The sequence below is a fragment of the Acinetobacter sp. YH12043 genome (assembly GCF_013419915.1).
Lineage (GTDB): Bacteria > Pseudomonadota > Gammaproteobacteria > Pseudomonadales > Moraxellaceae > Acinetobacter.
The window spans coordinates 41,317-60,680 of record NZ_VOZD01000001.1; the positions used below are offsets into that span (position 1 = coordinate 41,317).

General features: G+C 43.1%; 16 protein-coding genes. 10 read left to right on the forward strand and 6 right to left on the reverse strand.

Going from position 1 to position 19,364, the window contains the following annotated elements; genetic code table 11:
- Positions 1–9: 9 nt before the first annotated feature.
- The 3 genes from FTU01_RS00220 to fadB form a co-directional block, all read right to left on the reverse strand.
- Positions 10–1,761, reverse strand: coding sequence for a reverse transcriptase domain-containing protein (locus FTU01_RS00220; RefSeq protein WP_180137738.1), 1,752 nt, complete (start codon positions 1,759–1,761; stop codon positions 10–12).
- A gap of 253 nt (positions 1,762–2,014) precedes the next feature.
- On the reverse strand, positions 2,015–3,187 hold the full coding sequence (fadA, locus tag FTU01_RS00225) for an acetyl-CoA C-acyltransferase FadA (protein WP_180137739.1): 1,173 nt from the start codon (positions 3,185–3,187) through the stop codon (positions 2,015–2,017).
- A gap of 12 nt (positions 3,188–3,199) precedes the next feature.
- Entirely contained in the window at positions 3,200–5,350 is a 2,151-nt protein-coding gene (gene fadB, locus FTU01_RS00230; RefSeq protein WP_180137741.1) for a fatty acid oxidation complex subunit alpha FadB, read from the reverse strand.
- Between the two features lie 489 nt (positions 5,351–5,839).
- On the opposite strand from fadB, the gene lpxO reads away from it, so the two are divergent.
- Together lpxO and FTU01_RS00240 are read left to right on the forward strand one after the other, a co-directional pair.
- Positions 5,840–6,757 (forward strand): lipid A hydroxylase LpxO, encoded by a 918-nt coding sequence (lpxO, locus tag FTU01_RS00235; protein WP_166136817.1) that lies wholly within the window; start codon positions 5,840–5,842, stop codon positions 6,755–6,757.
- 108 nt (positions 6,758–6,865) lie between these two features.
- Positions 6,866–7,282 (forward strand): PH domain-containing protein, encoded by a 417-nt coding sequence (locus FTU01_RS00240; protein ID WP_159123727.1) that lies wholly within the window; start codon positions 6,866–6,868, stop codon positions 7,280–7,282.
- Here FTU01_RS00240 and FTU01_RS00245 read toward each other — a convergent pair.
- On the reverse strand, positions 7,279–8,343 hold the full coding sequence (locus FTU01_RS00245) for an AAA family ATPase (RefSeq protein WP_180137743.1): 1,065 nt from the start codon (positions 8,341–8,343) through the stop codon (positions 7,279–7,281). The two genes, FTU01_RS00240 and FTU01_RS00245, sit on opposite strands and share 4 nt — an antisense overlap.
- A 224-nt stretch (positions 8,344–8,567) precedes the next feature.
- Here FTU01_RS00245 and uvrC point away from each other — a divergent pair, with 224 nt between their 5' ends.
- The 3 genes from uvrC (at position 8,568) to pgsA (ending at position 11,975) form a co-directional block, all read left to right on the forward strand.
- Positions 8,568–10,367: an excinuclease ABC subunit UvrC gene (gene uvrC, locus FTU01_RS00250; protein WP_180025219.1), complete on the forward strand. Its 1,800-nt coding sequence runs from the start codon at positions 8,568–8,570 to the stop codon at positions 10,365–10,367.
- Between the two features lie 118 nt (positions 10,368–10,485).
- Positions 10,486–11,280, forward strand: coding sequence for a thioesterase family protein (locus FTU01_RS00255; RefSeq protein ID WP_180002515.1), 795 nt, complete (start codon positions 10,486–10,488; stop codon positions 11,278–11,280).
- Between the two features lie 107 nt (positions 11,281–11,387).
- Positions 11,388–11,975 carry a CDP-diacylglycerol--glycerol-3-phosphate 3-phosphatidyltransferase gene (gene pgsA / locus FTU01_RS00260; RefSeq protein ID WP_004781631.1) on the forward strand — a complete coding sequence of 196 codons (588 nt, stop codon included), beginning with the start codon at positions 11,388–11,390 and terminating at the stop codon, positions 11,973–11,975.
- 1,042 nt (positions 11,976–13,017) lie between these two features.
- On the opposite strand, the gene FTU01_RS00265 is transcribed toward pgsA, so the two are convergent.
- Both FTU01_RS00265 and argH read right to left on the reverse strand, forming a co-directional pair.
- Entirely contained in the window at positions 13,018–13,293 is a 276-nt protein-coding gene (locus FTU01_RS00265) for an oxidative damage protection protein (protein ID WP_004781637.1), read from the reverse strand.
- 29 nt (positions 13,294–13,322) lie between these two features.
- On the reverse strand, positions 13,323–14,753 hold the full coding sequence (argH, locus tag FTU01_RS00270) for an argininosuccinate lyase (RefSeq protein WP_051065353.1): 1,431 nt from the start codon (positions 14,751–14,753) through the stop codon (positions 13,323–13,325).
- On the opposite strand from argH, the gene FTU01_RS00275 reads away from it, so the two are divergent.
- The 5 genes from FTU01_RS00275 to FTU01_RS00295 all read left to right on the forward strand — a co-directional run bounded on the left by FTU01_RS00275 (position 14,744) and on the right by FTU01_RS00295 (position 19,360).
- Positions 14,744–15,898: a sensor histidine kinase gene (locus FTU01_RS00275; RefSeq protein ID WP_180012038.1), complete on the forward strand. Its 1,155-nt coding sequence runs from the start codon at positions 14,744–14,746 to the stop codon at positions 15,896–15,898. The two genes, argH and FTU01_RS00275, sit on opposite strands and share 10 nt — an antisense overlap.
- A gap of 69 nt (positions 15,899–15,967) precedes the next feature.
- Entirely contained in the window at positions 15,968–16,708 is a 741-nt protein-coding gene (locus FTU01_RS00280) for a LytTR family DNA-binding domain-containing protein (RefSeq protein ID WP_005232557.1), read from the forward strand.
- 114 nt (positions 16,709–16,822) lie between these two features.
- The gene (gene hemC / locus FTU01_RS00285) at positions 16,823–17,746 is read left to right on the forward strand and encodes a hydroxymethylbilane synthase (protein ID WP_180137745.1); all 924 of its coding nucleotides are present in this window, start codon (positions 16,823–16,825) and stop codon (positions 17,744–17,746) included.
- Complete coding sequence (locus FTU01_RS00290) at positions 17,746–18,513, forward strand: uroporphyrinogen-III synthase (RefSeq protein WP_180137746.1); 768 nt, start codon at positions 17,746–17,748, stop codon at positions 18,511–18,513. The genes hemC and FTU01_RS00290 overlap by 1 nt, the downstream gene beginning before the upstream one ends.
- Before the next feature lie 7 nt (positions 18,514–18,520).
- Positions 18,521–19,360 carry a hypothetical protein gene (locus tag FTU01_RS00295; RefSeq protein WP_180137748.1) on the forward strand — a complete coding sequence of 280 codons (840 nt, stop codon included), beginning with the start codon at positions 18,521–18,523 and terminating at the stop codon, positions 19,358–19,360.
- Positions 19,361–19,364 lie beyond the last annotated feature (4 nt).

A 19,364-nucleotide genomic window follows, 5' to 3' on the forward strand; every position in this document is an offset into this window, starting at 1 on the left:
ACTGAGGATTTATTTGATAGAGTTAGTTAAGTTTAAATATAAGTTCATTAAAAATAATCGATCAATTGCCTCAAGCATCGTTTCGAAGTTTTTATAATTTATAGAAAGTTTATTCTTTTTTATGACATTTCTTAAAAGCTCAACTTTTCCATAATATAAATTGGAGTCATAATTATTATCTTTAGTGAAAGATTTTCCATTTAGTAAAGTTGAAGTAACAGATGGTTCGTATAAGTCCTCGATGGTTGTATCTTTTAAAATTTTAGGAAGTTTTAGGATAAAAAGATTTTTACAAATATATGCATATTCTACTTCTAGTTTATTTATGGTAGTTTTCCCATGTTGACTTGTCTTGTTGTAGCGACCAACTCCACATTGAAAGACTTCATTACCAGCTTTGTCATTATCTACAATTATTATTGTTGGATTCAAAAATGATAGTTTAGAAACATATAATGTTGAATAAATATCAATGAATCGTTTTAAATTAGGTGTGCCAGAGCGAATATTTAACTCTTTTTGAAATATGGTTAACTTATCTTCATTAAATGCTGTAAATTCATAATAATTTTGAATTTTTTTATCTAATGTAGAAATATAGTTTTTAAAATGAAGAGGGTCTGTTTTTCCTTCACAGAGTAAATGAATTTTTTTTCTGTAAACAAAAAATTCCTGAAAATAAGTATGTAAAAATAAGCGATTAAAGCTATTTTTTGACCAAAACAAATGCTCTGGTGATTTTGGTTTCTCCATTTTGAAATCAGTATAGATATTCGGTTCGGCATTGATAGTTCTATTGTTATATTCATTTTTTATATTGTAGATGTAAGTCATTATACCAATAATTGATTTACCCTTATCTGAGTTATTCTTGGAAAAGGTATGAAATGAAGATTTCTCAAATGTGGCAAATTGACAAAAATTGTAAGCCATACTTTTAGATAAATTATAGTAATTCCTAGGTATATTTATTTTTTTATTTACAACAAGTCCTGTGACTTGTTGTCGATCAAAATTAGTTCTAAAGCAAATTTTATCATTGTTGATATTAAAACCACTACTTTTAATAGCTTTAATAATCTTATCACCTAGAAAAAAATTATTTTCATTGGACTGTATTATTTCTTGTGGTAATTTTTTTGTATCGAAAGATAAAGTCAGATCATCAGCATATCTTGAGTAATAAAATTTATATTGTATGGCTAATTTTGTAATTTTTGCATCAAGTATTTCAGTTATTAAATTAGAAATAATAGGTGATACAGGACTTCCTTGGGGTAAAAATACTTTTCCTGTTTTGGGATCTTTGTAACATGCTATTTGGGCTATTCCAATAGCAACATCAATTGGAAATTTAAAATGATTATTTCTTGTAAAGTAGCCAACTATTCTTTTGAACTCAATGGTATGAAAAAAATCTTTTAAATCAATATTAATGACTAACTTTCGATTTCTATGTCTTTTTGCATTAAAGTAAATACCAAATTTTTCTTCCTTATTATTTCTCCTATAAGCAAATGAAAAAGAAGGTTTACCAGTATTTTTTTGTTCAAATAGCTCTGTAAGTTGTACAGCTAAATTTTTTTGTAATTGTTTAAGATGTGAGTCAGGTGCGTGAATTACCCTTAATTTTCCAGATTTTTTAGGAATCTCAATTATGTTATATCTAGTATGAATAGGCTGAGAATATAAAATCCAACAAAAATGCTTATAGTCGTAATTTAAAAAGTTAGCTAAGTCTTTCTTATCTGTTGCTAACATTAGTTTTGATATAGGAAATTTAAGAAAGATCATAAAATAAAAGGTGATATCGGTGAAAACTCAAATGGCGACACCAGTTTTATCAAAGTTCAACCATTAAGGTCGTACGTAGTTAAGCAGTTCTGCTAACATTAGTCAGCAAGTTGTGATACACAACTCAATTTCTAATCACCGATATCTTTTTAAGTATATCATTTTAATAAAAAACCCCGCAATAAGCGGGGTTCTTTTTATCTCAGTATTTAATTAAACATTAAACACGTTCGATAATCGTTGCGATACCTTGACCCAAACCGATACACATCGTCGCAAGACCAATTTGCGTATCTTGTTGTTCCATCACGTTTAACAACGTGGTTGTAATACGTGCACCAGAACAACCCAATGGGTGACCAAGTGCAATCGCACCACCGTTATGGTTCACGATGTCTTGCTTGTCATAAATGCCTAAGCCTTTAAGAACAGACAGACCTTGTGCAGCAAAAGCTTCGTTCAATTCAAAAGTCTGGATATCAGCAATTGACAAGCCAGCACGTTTAAGCGCTTTTTGAGTTGCTGGAACAGGGCCATAACCCATGATCGCAGCGTCACAACCTGCAACCGCCATAGAGCGAATCACAGCACGTGGTTTCAAACCAAGCGCTTGAGCACGTTCAGCAGACATTAACAGCATTGCAGATGCACCGTCAGACAATGCTGAAGATGTTGCAGCAGTCACTGTCCCGCCTTTAGGGTCAAATACTGGACGTAAAGCACGGAAAGTTTCGATGTTGGCATCCGGACGGATCACTTCATCGATATCGCACAGAACTTTATAACCGTCAGCATTATGACCTTCAATGCCTACGATCTCGTTCTGGAACAGACCATTTTCAGTCGCAGCCCAGGCACGGCGGTGAGATTCCACACCAAACGCATCCTGTTCTTCACGAGTAATGCCGTTCATGCGACCTAGCATTTCAGCAGTCAGGCCCATCATATTTGATGCTTTTGCGTAGTGCTTAGATGCAGCAGGGTTCAGGTCGATGCCGTGCATCATACCTACGTGGCCCATATGCTCTACACCACCGATGATGAAGATATCACCCTGGTTAGTCGCAATCTGTGCAGCCGCAGTGTGGATTGCCTGCATAGAAGAACCACACAGACGGTTAACCGTTTGACCTGCAACAGTCTTAGGAAGGTCAGCTAACAATGCGATGTTACGCGCAATGTTCATCCCTTGTTCCAGAGTCTGGTTCACACAGCCCCAGATCACATCTTCGACTTCATTCGGATCGAATTCATTACGAACCATCAACGCACGGATAAGTTCAGCTGACATGCTGTCGGCACGTACATTGCGGAACATACCGTTTTTCGATTTGCCCATGGCAGTACGTACGCCATCAACAATCACAACGTCACGTGGATTTAAAGTAGCCATTCACGTCACTCCTTAACCGTAGAATTTTTTGTTGTTAGCAGCCATGTCGCGCAATGATTGCGGCGCTTCATAAGCCTTACCTAAGTGCGCGTATTTGTCGCAAAGTGCAACATACTCAGCTACACCAGTTTGGTCGATATAACGGCATGGACCACCACGGAATGGAGGGAAGCCTACACCCATGATCATCGCCATATCTGCTTCAGCCGGAGTTGCAACAATGTTGTCTTCCAGGCAACGAACAGTTTCGTTACAGAAAGCCAGCATCATACGGTCAATGATCTCTTGAGGATCAAATTCACGTTTTTCAGCAGTTGCAACAGATGCCACAAGTTCGTATGCGGTTGGATCAACCACTTTGGCTTTTTTGCCTTTACGGTCAAGTTCGTATTTGTAGAAACCAACGTCATTCTTTTGACCCAGACGGTTGTTTTCGTACATCACTTGGATCGAACCTTTGAAATCAGGTTTCATACGATCCGGGAAGCCTTCAGCCATCACTTCTGCACCGTGAACGCCAGTATCGATACCAACCACGTCCATCAGGTAAGCAGGACCCATAGGCCAGCCGAATTTTTCCATCACTTTATCGATTTGCTGGAAGTCAGCACCATCTTTCAGTAACAGGTCAAATGCACCGAAGTAAGGGAACAGTACGCGGTTTACCAGGAAGCCCGGGCAGTCATTCACTACGATTGGTGTTTTACCCATTTTCTGAGCAAGAACAACAGTCGTTGCAATCGCTTCAGCAGAAGTCTTCTCACCACGAATCACTTCTACCAGTGGCATCATGTGTACCGGGTTAAAGAAGTGCATACCGACGAAGTTTTCAGGACGTTCCAGATTTTCAGCCAGACGCGTGATTGAAATCGTAGACGTGTTCGACGCAATAATTGTGTTTTCACGTACTTTAGATTCAGTTTCTTTCAGTACGATGCCTTTCACTTTCGGGTTTTCAGTTACTGCTTCGATCACGATGTCGACTTCTTTAAACTCGTCATAGCTTAAAGTAGGACGGATGCGAGCAAGGGTTTCACCCATTTGCGCCGGCTTCATCTTCTTGCGTTCAACCTGCTTGGTCAGCAGTTTGTTTGCTTCAGACATACCCAGTGCAAGTTGCTGGTTACCGATGTCTTTCATGATGATTGGAGTGCCTTTGCTTGCCGCCTGGTAAGCAATACCACCACCCATGATCCCTGCGCCTAGAACGGCAGCCTGGTTCACTGGATGTGCACCTTGTTCATATTTCTTAGAAGTTTTCTTCACAACCTGGTCGTTCAGGAACAGACCGATTAACGCACCTGCTTGTGGAGTTACCGCAGCTTTCGCAAAGCCTTGAGCTTCAACTTTTAACGCTTCATCGCGGTGTAAGCTTGCACCTGCCTGAAGAGAATCAAGCAATAGTTTTGGCGCTGGGTATTGAGCAGGGTTTGCTTTTGCAAGAACCGCACCTTTCGCCGTATTGAACGCCATCATTTGCTCAAGCATGTTCAGCTTGATTGGATCCAGTTTTTCCTGGCGTTTTGTTTGCCAGTCTAAACGACCGTGAATTGCCTGTTTCAACAGGTCAATCGCAGCATCTTTCAGTTTGTCTGCAGCCACAACCGCATCAACAGCACCATCTTTCAGTGCAGCAGCCGGTTTTTTCGGAGTAGCCATGGCCATCCATTCAACTGCATTGTCGATACCGATCAGACGGCTTAAACGAACCGTACCACCGAAACCAGGGAAGATACCAAGTTTGATTTCAGGCAGGCCGACTTGCGCCTGTTCTGACATCACACGGTAGTCACAGACTAAGCACATCTCGAAACCGCCACCTAGTGCCATACCGTTAATCGCGGCAACTTTAGGAATGTCCAGGTCTTCGAAGCTGTTAAAAATTTCATGAACTGGTAGTGCCCAGTCAACAATTGCCTCTTCGCCTTGAGCAAAGTTATCGCCGAATTCAGTAATGTCAGCACCTACAATAAATGTAGACTTGCCTGAAGTCACGATTAAACCCTGAATGTCAGCAGCGGAAACTGCGTCAATCGCAGCCTTGAAATCTTCAATCGTTGCACGGTTGAATTTGTTAACCGACTCACCTTGTAAGTCAAAGCGGAATTCTGCAATTCCGTCCTCAAGCATTTGGACGGTAATGGCATTGCCAGCGTGGATCATGCCCTGATCTCCTTTATTTTGGAGGACTTCTAAGTTGATGTTGTGAAGCAAGCGCGCATTTCCCGCGCACTTTTTTACTTCGCTAATCTTACGATAACTATATCCAAAAAGAACAACACAAGTTGTATCAAGCCGTGACGCAAGGGTCATCAATTTTCATCGCTCAATCAAGGTGTTGTCATGTCCGGAATACAGTGAACCGTTATCGCAGTGTAATGAAGTTATTGTTTCAATTTCACTTTTTTATTGCTGTCGCGCTGTTTTTATAACGTAAATTGACCAGATAGGGAATGTTTGCTGTGTGGTGTTTTGGTCAAAATAGTCAATTGAGATTCAAATTATTCGATACGGATGTAAGAAAATGTATGCAACGCTGTGTTCTACAAGCGGGTAGGGAGAGCAAAAGCAGCTTTGTTATAATGCGGCCCAGATGTGACTTTTTTATTTTTCCCCGTTCTTTTTTAGGGCTAGGATTTTTTGGGTATTGATATGCTTAAGTGGATTATTTTGGCCATCTTTGTCATCTCAGCGTTATATATTCAGCGACGTGGCACAGTTCGGCATTCTTTTTATCGCCAGTTTTTTGACCATTCGACCCTGTTTGCACCGATCAATTTTCTGATGTACGCCTTTTCACGCGTACCGAATCAGCCTTATATCGATACGCAGCATTTTAAAGACCTAAAAGTGCTGGATGAAAACTGGGAAATGATTCGTGACGAAGCACAGGCACTCTATCAGAAAGGCGGGATCAAGGCTTCGAGCAAATATGATGACCTGGGGTTTAACTCATTTTTTAAGACTGGCTGGAAACGCTTCTATTTAAAATGGTATGACTCGGCGCATCCCTCTGCAGCAGAACTCTGCCCAAAAACTACGGCTTTGCTCAAAACTTTGCCTACCATTAAAGCGGCCATGTTTACCGAGCTGGCACCCGATAGCCGTTTGGTCCGTCATCGTGACCCTTATGCCGGTTCATTGCGTTATCACTTGGGCTTAATGACCCCGAATGATGACCGCTGCTTTATCGATGTCGATGGTCAGCGTTATTCCTGGCGCGACGGCGAGAGTGTGGTATTTGATGAAACCTATATTCATTATGCCGAAAACAAGACTGACCAGAACCGGATCATTTTCTTTGCTGATGTCGAGCGACCTTTAAAAACCCGCTGGATGGAACGCTTCAATCACTGGTTTGGTAAAAAAGTGATGACAGCAGCCAGTTCACCGAATGAGGTTGGGGATCAGACTGGTGGCTTAAACAAAGTCTTTGGTTATGTCTATCAACTCCGGGTAAAAGCCAAAGCTTTAAAAGCACAGAACCGCCAGCTGTACTATTTCCTGAAATGGTTCCTGATGCTGGGTATTTTCTTCCTGATCTTTATTCGTCCTTATCTGTTTGCCTAAGCTGCAACATAAAAAATAAAGCGCCCACATGGGCGTTTTTTATTACTTGCAGAGATTCACCACATCATTCTGATTTTGTGTAAGATAAAACAAAATAGGGGGAAGATGATGCGTGTATTTCGTTCCAAAAAAGACTGGTGGCTGCTGGCATTTTTAATCTGTATGAGTGGTTTGTTATTGCAATTATTACTGACCATGCAGGCCAAAGGGACGATGGCTCAATATCCGGTGCATACCGCAGTCTATATACTCACAATCCTCTTGGTGTGGTGGCCGGTCTGGAGTACCCGTTATATCGTGCAGGATGGGCAGTTGATTATCAAAAGCTTGTGGCTGACCTGGCAAATTCCGCTTGGTTCGATTCAGAATATCCAGCCTACAGATCACTCAGAAATTGCACCTGCTTTGTCTTTCAAGCGTTTAAAAGTTAGCTATATGCTGGCAGATCAACAAAAGTATGTCCTGATTTCACCTAAAGACCCGGATGCATTGATTCAGGCGATTCAAGCACATCAAACAGTTTAATTGGAATCGGAGGCTTGAGGCTGAACTAGCAATTGACCATTAATACAGTCCAGATGGAGTTGCAGTTGTTCTGGATGGTTCAGGAAATAAATCGCTAAGATCGGTTCCAGTTCAGTCCGTATTTTTCGGCCCAAATGACGGGCGCCATAACGGATGTCATGACCCTGATAAAAATGGGCCTTGGCTGCATCAGTGAGGTGAATCTGTCGTTTCTGATGTTGCAGACGTTGATTTAATTTATCCAGCTCAATCTCAACCAGTCGTGGCAGGGCATCATTTTGGACGGCCTGATAGTGCAAGGTACGGTCAATCCGGTTTAAAAATTCGGGATCGAACTTGCGCTGCATGACTTTTTCAATAATCTGCTGGGTCGGTACTTTTTTCAGACATAGTTGCTGCATTTTTTGCGGCAGATAGCTGAGCTTTTCCAGATATTGTTGTGCGGCTTGTGCACCGACATTACTGGTCATAAAAATCATGCAATTACGAAAATCGATGGTTTTGGTACCAGCAGTCAACGTCAGTCGACCAGTATCCAGTACATTCATCAGACCACGAATCACTTCAGTACTGGCTTTTTCCAGTTCATCAAACAGCATGATGCCGGGACGGGTATGGCTTCCGGCAATAGCGGTTTCATCAAACAGGCTATGGCCTTCTTTAGAGCCCACATAACCCGGAGGCGCGCCAGTCAGGGCAGCTGCATAATGTTCCTGCGCCAAAGTATTCATATCAATCCGGCAGAAAGCATCAGGACGGCCATAAATTGCTTCGGCAATCAGACGCACGGTCTCGGTTTTGCCGACACCGGTCGGGCCAAGCATTAAGGTAACCGAAAGCGGACGTTCAGGACTGGAAAAGTCAGCCTTGACCACATGTAGCATTTTTTCAATTTCATTTAAGGCGGCATCCTGACCGATGATCCGTTCCCGTAGCAACTGCATCACAGCCAGAGGTTCAAAATGAAAACGCGGTTTCCCAATCAAACGGTCACGCTCAGACTGGCTATGGCTAGAAGTGGCAGGTTGCACAACATGAATACCGGATTGGGAACTTGTCATCTTGGATCATCTCGAGATTGAACCTGTCGAGCATAGCAAAGTTAGTTCAGGCGACTTATAGCTTTTAGCAATCAGACCATATTGGGTTGCTTATAAATACGGCGGTCTGGGCATAACCTGTTTCACTTTCGATGACAGTTCGGGTGAATTTTGTGTCATCGCTTGAAAATGACACATTAAACATCACATATATCTGCATATTGCAGGTGAAAAATAGGTTTTAGGTGAACGAGAACGCACGCCCTCATATTGAAAAAATCTTGGCCAATATGACTACCTTACCCGGGGTCTACCGGATGTATGGCAAAGATGGCGAACTCTTATATGTGGGAAAAGCCAAAAACCTGAAAAATCGGGTCTCCAGTTATTTTGTCAAAACCCTTGATCATCCCAAGACTCAAGCTTTGGTAGCACGGATTTATGACATTCAAACCTTGGTGGTGCGTTCAGAAACTGAAGCTTTATTGCTAGAGCAAAACCTGATCAAACTGCATCGTCCGCCATATAACATCATGCTGCGTGATGACAAATCCTATGTCTATATTTTTGTCTCTGCAGACAAGCCTTATCCGCGGATTGCCAGCGGTCGTGGCAAGGGCAAACATCAGGTCGGCAAGTTCTTTGGACCTTATCCGAGTGCTTACAATGCCCGCGATACTTTGGTTATTCTGCAAAAATTATTCAATGTACGTTCCTGTGAGAATGGTTTCTTTGCCAATCGTACTCGACCTTGTTTGCAATATCAGATCAAGCGCTGTTCCGGCCCTTGTGTCGGCCTGATTTCACCTGAGGATTATCAGGAAGATGTCAATAATTCGATTCGCTTCCTGCAAGGCGATACCAAAGAGTTGAATCAGGAACTGATTGCCAAGATGGAAGCAGCCGCAGAAAATCTGGAATTTGAAAAGGCGGTATTTTATCGTGACCGGATGGCATTACTGCGTGATGTACAGGCCCAGCAGGCGATTTATAAAGTCAAAGGTGAGGCAGATATTCTAGCGATTGCCTACCAGGCAGGAGTAACTTGTGTGCAGATCATGCATGTGCGTAATGGCAAGATGCTCGGCGGTAAAGGCTATTTTCCGGATATGCTGAGTGACGATCTGGGACAAATGCTCTCGGATTTTATTGCCAACTTCTACTTCCAGGTTGCCGATGAAATTCCTTCTGAACTGATCGTAAATATTGAAATGCCAGATCGGAAGGAGCTGGAAGCCGCACTTTCTCAACATTTTGACAAGAAAATTCAGATCAAATCCAAAGTTCGGGAAACCCGTGCCGAATGGCTGGAACTTGCACAGATGAATGTGCAACATGCCATTCAGGGCAAGCTGGCCAATCACTTTGAGCTGAATGAACGTTTCCATCAGTTAGAGGAGGTCGTAGGACGGCCGGTAGATCGGATTGAGTGTTTCGATATCTCGCATACCATGGGTGAAGATACGGTTGCTTCTTGCGTAGTCTTTGATAGTGGAGGCGCGCGCAAACGCGATTATCGCCAGTTTTCTATCAATGATATTCAGGCGGGTGATGACTATGCCGCGATGCGTCAGGCCTTAACCCGTCGTTATAAAAAAGCCATGCTGCCAGATTTGCTGCTGATTGACGGTGGTAAAGGGCAATTGCATATGGCGATGGAAGTCATGCAGGAACTTGGGCTGGATGCCTTTATGGTCGGTGTGTCTAAAGGCGAAGGACGTAAGCCGGGTCTGGAAACCCTGCATTTTACCGATGGCGGTAAGATCCAGCTTCCAGAAGATCATAAGGCCCTGCATCTGATCCAGCAGGTACGTGATGAAGCTCACCGTTTTGCCATTACCCGCCATCGGGCCAAACGCGATAAAAAACGGGGTTCATCCGTATTGGAAGTGATCCCAGGATTAGGGCCGAAGCGCCGTCGTGATTTATTGACCCATTTTGGCGGGATTCAGGGTGTGCTTAAAGCTTCAGAAAAAGATCTGCAACTGGTACCGGGTCTGGGTTCGGTCATGGCCCGGATGATTTATAAAGTTCTGCATGAGTAATCGTTTTATATCAATTACAAGTGCAAAAATGCACATTGACCTTCGAGTCAAAGGTCATTTCTATTCATAGATTTTTCCAGCAATATATCGGTTCATCAGACAAAGTTGAAGGATCGATATGTCTTTGCAAACACTGTACGCACAAATTGCGCAGCAAGAATGGATTGAAATGCCGCCAGGCTGGGGACAAGGAAGAACCATCTACGGTGGACTTGCAGCTGCAGTCATGATGCAAAAAGCCGTGGTAATAATCAATGATCCTACTAAACGTCTGCTGAGTACCAGTGTGACTTTTGTTGGCCCGGTACAGGAAGGCAAAGCACGCCTAACTGCGGAAATTCTGCGTGAAGGCAAATCGGTCACTACCATCGAAGTGCGTCTATGGCAGGATGAGGCTGTTCAGAGCATTCTGATTGCCAGTTTCGGCGTAGCGCGCGATTCTAGCATTCAGGTACATCAGGAAATCCAGGCTCCGGATTATGCTCCTCCTGAAACCCTGTTCCAGATTCCTGCACAGTTCAAGCTTCCAAAGTGTTTTGATCATTTTGAACTCAGATGGGCGGATTTGAATCTGCCGTGCAGTTCAAGTGTACGTCCTGATTTTGAAGGCTGGTGCCGCTTCCATCCAGACCAACATTCTGACCGTGAATTTCAGTTAGCTGACCTGATGGCCATTTTTGACATCTGGCCACCTGGGGTGTTACCGATGTTTCAAACACTGGCCCCAGCGAGCAGCCTGACCTGGACTGTAACCTATGTGCATCCAGTGCAGCATCAGCTACATGATTGGTTTAAATATAAAGTGATTACCGACCATGCGGCTGACGGTTATTCAACAGAACATGCCTATCTGTGGGATGTAGAAAATCGGCTGATTGCGATGGCCAGACAGACAGTGACGGTGTTTGCCTAGTGACACTTCAAGTCAATTCGTATAAAGTGAAGCGTATTAATGATGGATTAAACCTCGAAAAAAGTGTGCATTTTCATCGTACATGAGGGGAACAATTGGCGGTGTCTATGACTACAGGTCGTATCCTGAATATTCCAAATATCTTGACCTTGGCTCGTATTATCCTGATTCCGGTTTTTTTATTGGTCGCATATTGGCCACCGGCAATGGGATTTAATGAAACCAGTCCTGATGTGACGCGGCATATTATCTTAACGACAATTTTTGTAGTGGCTGCAGTCACTGACTGGTTTGATGGTTATCTGGCGCGTACTCTGAATCAGACGTCTGCTTTTGGTCGTTTTTTGGATCCAGTTGCAGACAAGTTGATGGTCGCTGCTGCGCTTATTGTCTTAGTGCAATGGCAACCTTCGATCTCGATGGCTTTTGCAGCGATTGTGATTATTTCACGGGAAATTACAGTTTCAGCTTTACGTGAATGGATGGCTGAACTCGGTGCGCGTACCAGTGTGGCGGTGTCGACAGTGGGTAAATACAAAACCGCGTTCCAGATGATCGCAATTACGGTTTTCCTGCTGAACTGGCCACCGCTAGAAATGCTGGCTTATGCGTTGCTATATACAGCTGTGGTACTGACCTTATGGTCAATGTTTATTTACCTAAAAGCAGCTTGGCCATATCTGAAACAGCCTTAATCAATAAAAGCTCCTTAAAAGGGGCTTTTTTTTATAGCTAAAAATAGAGAATATAAAAATAACAGGCAAAAAAAATACCCAGCCTTTGGGGGAAGAACTGGGATGAAATCGGGGGTATTTCTCAGTTATTATTATAGTTATTCAAAGATATCTCATCTTCTTGCTGGTCATTATAGGGAGCACCTTCCACAAAATCATGTGGTTTCTTGTAGCTGAATGTTGTGTTTTGTGAGAGCAATGTATACAGAATTTACAATTGATTATTTTGATACAAATATGATTGCTTTTCAGTAAGATAATGGCTGCTTAAATTTAAAAAACACGGTAAGAAAATGACAGGTTTTGAGCTTGTTTTTAGCTCAATAATTTTCGATTTCATGAAAGTTAGAATAGTTTTTAGAGTGCTTTTAAGAGAAATAGAGTATCTATAGAAAAAGAATATCCGAGGAGTCTCTTGTCAGGTATTTAACTCATGATCTGATGAAGAAGTAATTTTCAAATTAAAAAGGGAATTCTTTTTATAGGTTACTTTTTTATAGCATTCGAAGTGATACCTTTCGCTTAATTTACGTAAGAGAAAAGCTTGAGCTTAGATAAAAAAATTTCCATGTAAGGAGTTTTTTTATTCTATGAACTTATAGCTGCTTGTCTTGTGTAAAAAACAAAAAGAGTAGGGCTTTAAACTAAAAGGGGAATCTTTCATAGATTTCCTTTTTGACAAGTAAAATTATGCGCTTGTCTTGCTTAGTTAAAACGCAGTTTAGCTCTTGCAGTATTCATAAAAAAAAGAGCCTTGTCAGGCTCCTTTTTGACATTTGAAACTACGCGCTTCGCTTGTCTTGAGTAATTTTTAGAGCAGTACATAAAAAAGAATCTCCCATAACGGAGATTCTTTTTAAAGCCTACGCGCAGCATAGCTGCTTGTCTTGCGGCGTGGCGGAGCAGTGCTTTTGATATAAGAAAAGCCCCGTTTATGGAGCTTTTCAAATGTTGACCTACGCGCACCTTCGGTGCTTGTCTTGAAGAAAAATAAGGCAGCGCCTTATTTTTCTTCAGGCTTTAGACCTTCAGCTTTTTCCAATGATTCATCATTGTTAAAGAACTTCTCGCGTTGCTCTTCAAGGAACTTTTTCGCATCCGGTTCAAACACGTTTAAACGCTTTTCATTGATCAGCGTGGTCTGGTGTTTCAGCCATTCTTGCCAAGCCTGTTTAGATATCGTATCAAACAGTTCCTGACCCTTTGCACCCGGGAATGGTGCAAAGTCTAAACCTTCCATTTCTTGTTGATACTTACGGCAAAAAACTTGTCGAGACATATCAATACTCCAATTTAAAGCGAAAGCAATTAAGCGTAAAGTTTCTCTAGGCGAGCATGCGCACGTTCGATCGCAGCTTCAACCTGTGCAGGTGCAGTACCACCGATGTGATTACGTGCATTCACAGATGCTTCTAAGGTCAGGGCTTTTTCGAATACATCTGCCTGAATCAGATCAGAGAACTGTTGCAGTTGCTCAAGTGTCAGTTCAGACAGGTCTTTACCTTCCTGTACACCCAGAGCTACCGCTTTACCCACAATTTCGTGTGCATCACGGAAAGCCACGCCATTTTTTACCAGATAATCTGCCAGGTCAGTGGCCGTTGAGAAGCCACGAAGTGCTGCTTCACGCATAATTTCGATGTTTGGTACAAGCGCAGGAATCATATCCGCAAATGCCATTAATGAACCACGGACGGTATCGATCGCATCAAATAATGGTTCTTTGTCTTCCTGGTTATCTTTGTTGTAAGCAAGCGGTTGACCTTTCATTAGGGTCAACAAGCTCATCAGATCACCATATACACGGCCGGTTTTACCACGGATCAGTTCAGGTACATCCGGGTTTTTCTTCTGCGGCATAATAGATGAACCAGTACAGAAACGGTCTGGAATATTTACGAACTTGAACTGAGCCGATGTCCATAGGATCATTTCTTCAGACATACGTGACAGGTGCATCATAATTAAAGATGCCGCAGCATTGAATTCAATACCGAAATCACGGTCAGAAACAGCATCAAGTGAGTTTTCAGCAACAGCTTCAAAACCTAGAAGCTCAGCGGTATAAGCACGGTCAATCGGGTAAGTCGTACCTGCCAGAGCAGCAGAACCGAGTGGCATACGGTTAACACGTTTACGGCAATCAATCAGACGCTCAGAGTCACGTACCAGCATTTCAAACCAAGCCATTAAGTGATGACCAAAAGTCACTGGCTGTGCAGTTTGCAGATGGGTAAAACCTGGCATGATGGTATTGGTATTTTTCGCTGCCAGACCCAGGATGCCTTTTTGCAATTTTTTCAGTAATTCCAGGATGGCATCAATTTCATCACGGACATACAGACGGATATCTGTGGCAACCTGGTCATTACGGCTACGGCCCGTATGCAATTTTTTACCGGTGATGCCGATACGCTGAGTCAGGCGCGACTCAATGTTCATATGCACATCTTCAAGGTCAATGCGCCATTCGAAGTTACCTGCTTCAATATCTGCTTTAATGGCAGTCAGACCTTCGATAATGTCATCACGTTCCTGTTCGGTCAGTACGCCAACTTTTGCCAGCATGGTTGCATGTGCAATCGAGCCTGCAATGTCTTGTTTATAAAAACGTTGGTCAAATTGAACAGATGCTGTAAATTCAGCAACAAAAGCATCAGTCGCTTCAGAGAAACGACCGCCCCACATACCCGAAGTCTGGGCTTGTGATGGATTTGAGGAATTAGAAGATGTGGTCATGTCGGCTCAATCAGATTAAAAGCAGTAGAACGAAAAAGAGTATAACAAATTCAAAGCCCGTTGCCGAAGTCCAAGTCGATCAATCTTTTACATCTCCGACTAGATCAGCGCAAAGCTCCTATTTTTTTAGCCAGATCGGCAAGCTGCACTATTTGCTGGAAATGTTTATTGGCGGCAATGTGCTGGCCATGGTCTTAGCCTTGGCAAAAGCACAGTCCTGGCAGGCACTCAATCTGGCAGATCTGCTTCAATATATGCTGTATATCAACTGGATACTGTTATGTTTTGCAGCGCTAGTCGAGCTTTTTCATCAGCACTTTCAACGTATGGGGATTAAGCTGGCATTAATCTGCGGATTTTTGCTATTACAGGCGATTGTTTTGGTAACTACGACCAGTCTGAATGTGCTGACTTATTTTGGCAGCAATTTGAATTTTCAGGGACTGAGTCTGGCAGTCGCACTGGATCAGGTCGGCCTACATCTGAGTTTTGGTATCCTGTTAGGCATGTTCTGTTTTCGCTATCTGTATTTGCGTGAACAATGGGCGCAGCAGCAGCACAGTGAATTACATGCACGGATTCAGGCCATGCAGGCCAGGATTCATCCGCATTTTCTGTTTAATAGTCTCAATAGCGTGATTAGCCTGATCAGTATTGACCCGGACAAAGCCGAACAAATGTTGCTGAATTTGTCCCGTCTTTTTCGGGCCAGTTTTCAGGAATTGAAGCTGGTCAAGTTGCAGGAAGAAATTGAACTCTGCCAGCGCTATCTGGAGATTGAACAGATTCGTCTGGGAGAGCGTTTGCAGGTCGAATGGAAATTAGAAAACAAAGACTTATACTCACAAGTCCAAATTCCATTATTGACTTTACAACCCCTAGTGGAAAATAGTATTTTCCATGGAGTTGAAAAAATTTTGACAAAGAGTACCATAAGCATATTGATTGAAATCTTGCAAAATCAAATTAATATCATCATAACAAACCCCTATACGCAGGATAATAAAACATTAAAAAAGGGACATGGTATTGCAATTGAAAATGTCAGACAGCGTCTGGAAGCTTATTACGGACCTACGATGACGTTTCAAACTTTCGCCGGTGGAGGGGTGTTTACCACGGTTGTGCAATATCGCTATAAATAAAAAGAAATCAAGGAAATCACAGTTAACTTATAATCAAATGAATAATGTTGACTGGATTAAGGAGGAGAAATGGACGTCCTGATTTGTGACGATGAGCCTTTGGCTGTCGAGCGACTATCACGTTTAGTCTCTCAACTGGGGCATGATGTGGTTGCAACAGCTACGCATGGTCGTCAAGCAATTGATCTGGCTCACCAGCATGAACCTGATGTCATCTTATTAGATATTCAAATGCCTGAAATGGATGGTTTGACCTGTGCGCAGCATTTGCGTCAGCTCGACCCGATGCCGGCTATTGTCTTTTGTACGGCCTATGACCAACACGCGCTGGATGCATTCAAGTCTAATGCAGACGGCTACCTGCTTAAACCGGTGATGCAACAGGAATTGGCACAGGTTTTAGAGCATCTAATTAAACTTACCCAAGCTCAAATGAGCCAACTAAAACAAAAAGAAAATATGGAAGAAATCAATATCAGCCGCCATCAAATTGCGGCAAAGACCTATCGCGGGGTCGAATTGGTGCCAGTTGAAAATATCTATTATTTTCTGGCGGATCAAAAATATGTGACCGTACGCCATAAAAACGGCAGTGTCCTGATTGATGAAACCCTGAAGGAGTTGGAACAGGAGTTTGGACATCAGTTCATCAGGATTCACCGTAATGCACTGGTTTCGGTTCACTATCTGGAAGGCTTGGAAGTGGTGAGTTCCGGCCAGTATCAGGTGCGTTGTCGTGAACTGGAAGAGCGTCTGGCGGTCAGTCGGCGTCATTTGCCATTCTTGCGGGAACGGATTCAGAAACTCTAAACGGATCAATGAGTTCGTCTGGACCAGTATTGAAACTTGTATAAATTCGCTTGCATTTTCAAGTGAGCAGGTTAAGTTTAGACTATTGTTCTCATTGACTGTTTATTGAAATTTATGAAGACCCTAAAAATTGCTACTCGACAAAGTCCACTTGCGCTCTGGCAGGCGGAACATATCCGTGCACGCTTACAGGACCTGCATGCTGGACTTCAGGTCGAGTTAGTCACTTTTGTTACACAGGGTGATAAAATTCTTGATACGCCATTGGCTAAAATTGGCGGTAAGGGCTTATTTGTAAAAGAATTAGAAGCAGCCTTACTAGATGGTCGTGCTGATCTGGCAGTCCATTCAATGAAAGATGTGCCAATGGCTTTGCCTGAAGGCTTATCTTTGGCAGTCATCTGTGAACGTGAAGATCCACTGGATGCTTTTGTTTCAAATACTTATGCCAGTTTTGACGAATTGCCTCAAGGTGCCAAAGTTGGAACTTCCAGCTTGCGCCGTAAAACCCAGATTTTAAAACAGCGTCCGGACCTTGAGATTATCGATTTACGCGGTAATGTTGGTACACGCTTATCCAAACTGGATGCAGGTCAGTATGATGCAATCATCCTGGCCAGTGCCGGTTTAAAACGCTTGGGCCTTGCAGATCGTATTCGTCATAGTATTGTGCCTGAAGTAAGTTTACCCGCAGTAGGACAGGGTGCACTGGGCCTGGAATGCCGGAGTGGAGATCAAGCGGTATTAGATTTAATCCAGCCTCTGTTACATGTAGAAACTGATGCCTGTGTCCGTGCCGAACGTGCCTTTAATGCCTATCTGGAAGGTGGCTGTCAGGTGCCAATCGCAGGCTATGCCACTTTAAATGAAGGTGTCATTTCGATTGAAGGCCGGGTCGGTAGCGTAGATGGCGCAACTTTGCTACGCGCACAGCAAAGTGGAACCATGGTAGATGCAGAACAATTGGGCGTGCAGCTGGCTAAAGATCTGCTAGATCAGGGCGCAGGCGAGTTACTGAAAGCCCTTTATTCAAAATAATGTTGTTCATTAATACCCGTCCGAGTGATCGTGCTGCAAATTTAACGCAAGCCCTACAGACAGCGCAGATTCCGGTGATAGAGTTGCCCTTGCTAGAACTGGTACAGCAGCCTTATACGGATGAGCTGGCCAGTTTATTTAGGCAGCTACCCCAAGCAAAACTGATTGTCGTAGTGAGTCCGACCGCTGCCCAAATTGGCATACAATATTTGCAGCAGGCAGGCCTATCATTGCATGATCTTGGAAGTGTCCAGTGGGTCGCTGTGGGTAAAGCTACCGAGCGGGCTTTAGCAAGCTACGGTATCCAGAGTTATGTGCCTGATGTGGAGACTTCGGAAGGGATGCTGCAATTGCCTGTGCTACAGCAATTAGCTACCGGATCAACTGTCGCCTTTTGGCGAGGTGAAGGTGGGCGTCAATTTATGATGCAGCATTTAAAGGATCAGCAAATTCATATATTGAATTTCATTTTATATGATCGTCAGTGTCCGCCAGTGACTTCCGAGATATTAGCTAAACATTTGACGAGCCTTGAAGCTAATCCCCGTTATGCAGTCTTGGTCAGCAGTGAAGCGAGCTGGCTTAACTGGCTAGCCTTGATGCAGCCGTATCCGCATCTCATTAATCGGGCATTGTATTTGGTTTTGGGGCCGCGTTTGGCTGCCATGCTTGGGGAATATCAACAGCAACATCAGGCTGGTTTTCAATTCGCTCAGTTAGAGGACTTAAGCGGATCGACGATTTTGCAGCAGCTACTGATGTACTAGGAAACGCATGAAAAAATTATTCATTGTTTTTTTCATCTTGAGCTTGGCGTGGATTGCCAAGCTGAGCTATGACCTGTTTGGCTTAAATTCAGCACAGACTGAATTAACCCAGAATTTGAAGCAACTGCAACAGCAGAATGCCAATCTGAATGATCAGATGGTGGCCTTAAAACGTCAAGTTGCTACGGGCCAAGCGTTAAGCCCTGAAACACCGAACAAGGGGACAGTTCAGGATACTCCTAGGGCTGATTTGCAGGATGATCTGCCTTTGGTCGAGCAATATCTGGATCTGGTTGAGTTTGCCTTGCAGCAGCAACAATATGCAATGGCGATGGAAAAGTTGAATCAATTATCCAATCAGCTTGCACATCTAGAACTGGCACCTGCTCTTCTGGGTAGCCTGAATCAGGCGATTGACAAGGATCGGGAAGTCCTTAAGCGGTTCATCAACAATCGTTTAGTACAACAGAATAAATTAAAAGAATTACTGCAACAGATTGATATTGAGATGGAAAAGGAAATCCAGGTCCAGCATCAGCACCGCGCTACAGCCCAAAGCTCATTTTGGCAGCGCTGGATTCAGATTGAATCAGTCGAGAAACCGAGTGCAGTCTTAATGCAGCGTAATCTGGTCTTAAAAGAAGCTCAGCTGCGTTTACTGATTGCAGAAAATAGTGCGCAACAAGGACAGCAGGTAGCTTTCCAGCAAGCCCTGAAAAGTGTGATCGAGGTATTGGCTCAACTTCCGGATACGCAAAGCAAACAATGGATTCAACGACTGGAGCAAATTAAGGCAGCACCTCAAACGCCTACTCCTCAGCTCAATACGCGTACCCTGATCGGTTAATTGC